Raw genomic sequence first — 3819 nt, 5'->3', positions numbered from 1 at the left:
CCGGCTGCTCGCCGCCGCGGCGCTCGCCGCCTTCCCCGCACAGGCGGCGCCCGACCCCGCACCGGCCGACGAGACGGACGCCACCCCCGCGACGGTGCGGCGGGCGACCGCGTTCATCGCGTCGCACGCCGACCGGGACGTCACCCTCGCCGAGATCGCCGACGCCGCCTGCGTCACCCCCAGGGCGCTGCAGTACGCCTTCCGCCGCCACCTCGGCACCACCCCGCTCGCCCATCTGCGCACGGTGCGCCTGGACGCCGCACACCGGGAGCTACTGGCCGCCGATCCCGCCACCGCGACGGTCACCGGGATCGCGATGCGCTGGGGCTTCGCCCACGTGGGCCGGTTCGCCGCCCACTACCGGGAGGCGTACGGCACCACGCCCAGCACCACCCTCGGCCTGCGCACCTGAGCAGCCGCGTCCGAGCGGCGTCCGGCCCGGTTCCCGCCGATCCGCTTTCCCCGTCCCGGGTCGCTCGGCCCGGTTCGGGGGAGAATCGGGGGTATGGCGGAGGTCCTCCGGGTTCCCGTGCTGCTCTTCGACGGGGACTGCGCGATGTGTACCGACTGGGTGGCGTGGGCGGAACGCCACCCGGGAGCGGTCCGGTCGTCCGGTGAGTGGGAGGCGGTCGCCTGCCAGTTCGTCGACCTCCCCGCGCTGGACGCCTGTGCGGGCGGGCGCGGACTGGTGACGGCGGAAGGGCGCGCCGCGGCCTCGCCCGAACCGGTGAGGCCGGGCCGTCGGCGATCGGGCGTGTCGGGGGAGCGCCCGGCGGGCGCGGGGGAGACCCGCGACGGTCCGGCCGGGCGGAGGGAACGGGATGCGTCGCCGCGGAGCCACCCACCCAGGTGGGGGCGCCGACGGCCGCGGGGGCGGCCGGCGGTCGCGCGGCACTGCGCCGGGGAGGCGGGCTCCGCCGGGGAAACGGGCCGGGCCGGGCGGCCCGGCGCGGGGTTCGTCCGCCGGGCGGTCAGCGCCGGCGGGAACGCTGCGCGGGGATCCGCGCGGGGCCGTCGGAGGGCGCGCCGGCGTGCGAGAACGGCTGGGTGCGCCAGTCCAGTTCGGCGGGGAGCGTGAGCAGCGCGGCCAGACCGCCACCGCCGTCCTCGGCCGGCTCCTCGCACTCGGCGAGCTCGTCGGTCGGCGCGCCGGTGCCCGGGCAGAGCGCCGCGGAGAAGGGGTGCCACGCGGTCGGCAGCACGGCGTGCTGCGGGAGCCGCTCCTCGTCGCCGATCAGGGCGATCGGCCGGTCGCAGGCCGGGCAGTGCACGCGGACGATCTCCCACGTGTCGGCCTCGCCCGGGTCCACCCCCAGGGCGTACTCGAACTCGGTGCGTTCCTCGTCCTCGCTGCGCGGACGCTGGTCAGTAGCAGGCATGTGATCCCCCTCGGATCGCGCCGGGCCTTCGTCGGCCCCGGCCACCAGCAGCATTTCCCTCGGACGGGGGGTCATAACCCTGCGGAGCGGCGCACGGTGATGCACGGGCTGTGGCCTTCGCCACATTCCCGCGGCATGTGCCGCCGCACCCGCGCCCCGTGCGCCCCCCGGCCGCCGCGGCGCACCCGCCGGGACGGTGCGCCGACGCGGTGGCGACGCGGCCGTGCACCATCGAGTAGGTTTGCGCGTTGTGGAGGATCTCGACCAGCGCATCGTCCAGCTGCTCCTGCAGGACGGCAGGATGAGCTACACGGACCTGGGCAAGGCCACCGGCCTGTCCACCTCGGCGGTGCACCAGCGGGTGCGCCGCCTCGAACAGCGCGGGGTGATCCGCGGGTACACCGCGATCGTCGACCCGGAGGCCGTCGACCTGGCGCTGACCGCCTTCATCTCGGTCAAGCCCTTCGACCCGAGCGCCCCCGACGACACCCCGGAGCGGCTCGTCGGCCTGCCCGAGATCGAGGCGTGCCACAGCGTCGCCGGCGACGAGAACTACATCCTCAAGGTCCGCGTCGGCGCCCCCGGCGACCTGGAGGACCTGCTCGCCCGGATCCGCTCCGCCGCCGGCGTCTCCACCCGCACCACCGTCGTCCTCTCCACCCCGTACGAGGCGCGCCCCCCGAAGCTCTGACCCGGCCACCGACCGGGAACCCCCGGAGCCCCGGCCCGGCGGCCCCGGGGTGCAGACTGGGCCCATGACCGAACGCACCAACCGCACCGTGCTGCTGCGCGGCGGCAACGTCTACAGCCCCGCCGACCCCTTCGCGACCGCCATGCTGGTCGAGGGCGAACACATCGCCTGGGTCGGCAGCGACGGAGCGGCCGAGGCGTACGCCGACACCGCCGACGAGGTGGTGGACCTCCACGGTGCCCTGGTCACCCCGGCCTTCGTCGACGCCCACGTGCACGCCACCTCCACCGGCCTCGCCCTGACCGGCCTCGACCTCACCGGCTGCCCCACCCTCGCCGAGGCCCTCGACCGGATCGCGGCCGCCGCCCCCACCACCGACGGCGTCCTCATCGGCCACGGCTGGGACGAGAGCGGCTGGCCCGAGGGCCGTCCGCCGACGCTCGCCGAACTCGACGCCGCCACCGCCGGCGCCCCCGCCTACCTGTCGCGCACCGACGTGCACTCGGCACTCGCCACCACCGCCCTGCGCGCCCTCGCCCCCGGCCTCGCCGACCTCCCCGGCCACGACCCCGAGGGCCCGCTCAGCCGCGACGCCCACCACGCCGTCCGCCGCACCGCCCTCGCCCACCTGACCCCCGCTCAGCGCCGCACCGCCCAGCAGGCCGCCCTCGCCCGCGCCGCCGCCCTCGGCATCGGCGCCCTCCACGAGTGCGCGGGACCCGACATCTCCTCCGAGGACGACCTCGCCGAACTCCTCGCCCTCGCCGCCGAGGGCGACGGGCCCGAGGTCTTCGGCTACTGGGGCGAACTCGGCGGCATCGACACCGCCCGCCGCCTCGGCGCCGTCGGCGCCGGCGGCGACCTCTTCGTCGACGGCGCGCTCGGCTCCCGCACCGCCTGCCTGCACGCCCCCTACCGCGACGCCGGCACCGCCGACGCCCCCGTCCACGGCACCGCCTACCTGACGGCCGAACAGATCGCCGACCACGTCGCCGCCTGCACCGAAGCCGGACTGCAGGCCGGCTTCCACGCCATCGGCGACGCCGCGGTCGACGCCGTCGTGACCGGCGTCCGCGCCGCCGCCGACCGGGTCGGACTCGACCGGGTCCGCGCCCGGCGGCACCGCGTCGAACACGCCGAGCACCTCGACGACAAGTCCGTCGCCGCCTTCGCCGAACTCGGCCTCACCGCCTCCGTCCAGCCCGCCTTCGACGCCGCCTGGGGCGGACCCGACGGCATGTACGTCCAGCGGCTGGGCGCGGAGCGGGCCGCCGCCCTCAACCCCTTCGCCGCGATGCTGCGGGCCGGCGTGCCGCTCGCCTTCGGCTCCGACGCCCCCGTCACCCCGCTCGACCCGTGGGGCACCGTCCGCGCCGCCGCCTTCCACCGCACCCCGGAGCACCGGATCTCCGTCCGCGCCGCCTTCACCGCCCACACCCGCGGCGGCTGGCGGGCCCTCGGCCGGGACGCCGACGGGGTGCTGGTGCCCGGCGCGGTCGCCAGCTACGCCGTCTGGGAGGTCGACGACCTGGTCGTCCAGGCCCCCGACTCCCGCGTCGCAGGCTGGTCCACCGACCCCCGCTCCGGCACCCCCGGCCTCCCCGACCTCACCCCCGGCCACCCCCTCCCCACCTGCCTCCGCACCGTCGTCCGCGGCCGCACCGTCCACCAGGCCTGAGACACGGGGGCAGCGACCCCAGGGGCGCGGGGAACTGCGCAATCCGGATCTGGCTCACGCACACAAACGGA

At 77.1% G+C, this 3819-nt stretch carries 4 protein-coding genes; 3 read left to right on the top strand and 1 reads right to left on the bottom strand.

The window, feature by feature from the left end; all coding sequences use genetic code 11:
• Positions 1-412: helix-turn-helix transcriptional regulator (locus ABZ641_RS28870; protein WP_359986410.1), on the top strand; the 412-nt coding region annotated here is incomplete at its 5' end.
• A gap of 559 nt (positions 413-971) precedes the next feature.
• Here the strand turns inward: ABZ641_RS28870 and ABZ641_RS28865 are convergent.
• Positions 972-1379, bottom strand: a complete 408-nt coding sequence (locus ABZ641_RS28865; RefSeq protein WP_344626545.1) for a hypothetical protein — start codon at positions 1377-1379, stop codon at positions 972-974.
• A gap of 250 nt (positions 1380-1629) precedes the next feature.
• Here ABZ641_RS28865 and ABZ641_RS28860 point away from each other — a divergent pair, with 250 nt between their 5' ends.
• Both ABZ641_RS28860 and ABZ641_RS28855 read left to right on the top strand, forming a co-directional pair.
• Positions 1630-2070, top strand: coding sequence for an Lrp/AsnC family transcriptional regulator (locus ABZ641_RS28860; protein WP_344626544.1), 441 nt, complete (start codon positions 1630-1632; stop codon positions 2068-2070).
• Positions 2071-2134: 64 nt separating this feature from the next.
• Positions 2135-3748, top strand: a complete 1614-nt coding sequence (locus tag ABZ641_RS28855) for an amidohydrolase (protein ID WP_359986407.1) — start codon at positions 2135-2137, stop codon at positions 3746-3748.
• The last annotated feature ends 71 nt before the right edge of the window (positions 3749-3819 follow it).

This window comes from Kitasatospora sp. NPDC007106 (genome assembly GCF_040634455.1).
GTDB lineage: Bacteria > Actinomycetota > Actinomycetes > Streptomycetales > Streptomycetaceae > Kitasatospora > Kitasatospora arboriphila.
This window is presented reverse-complemented; position numbering and strand designations above follow the sequence as displayed.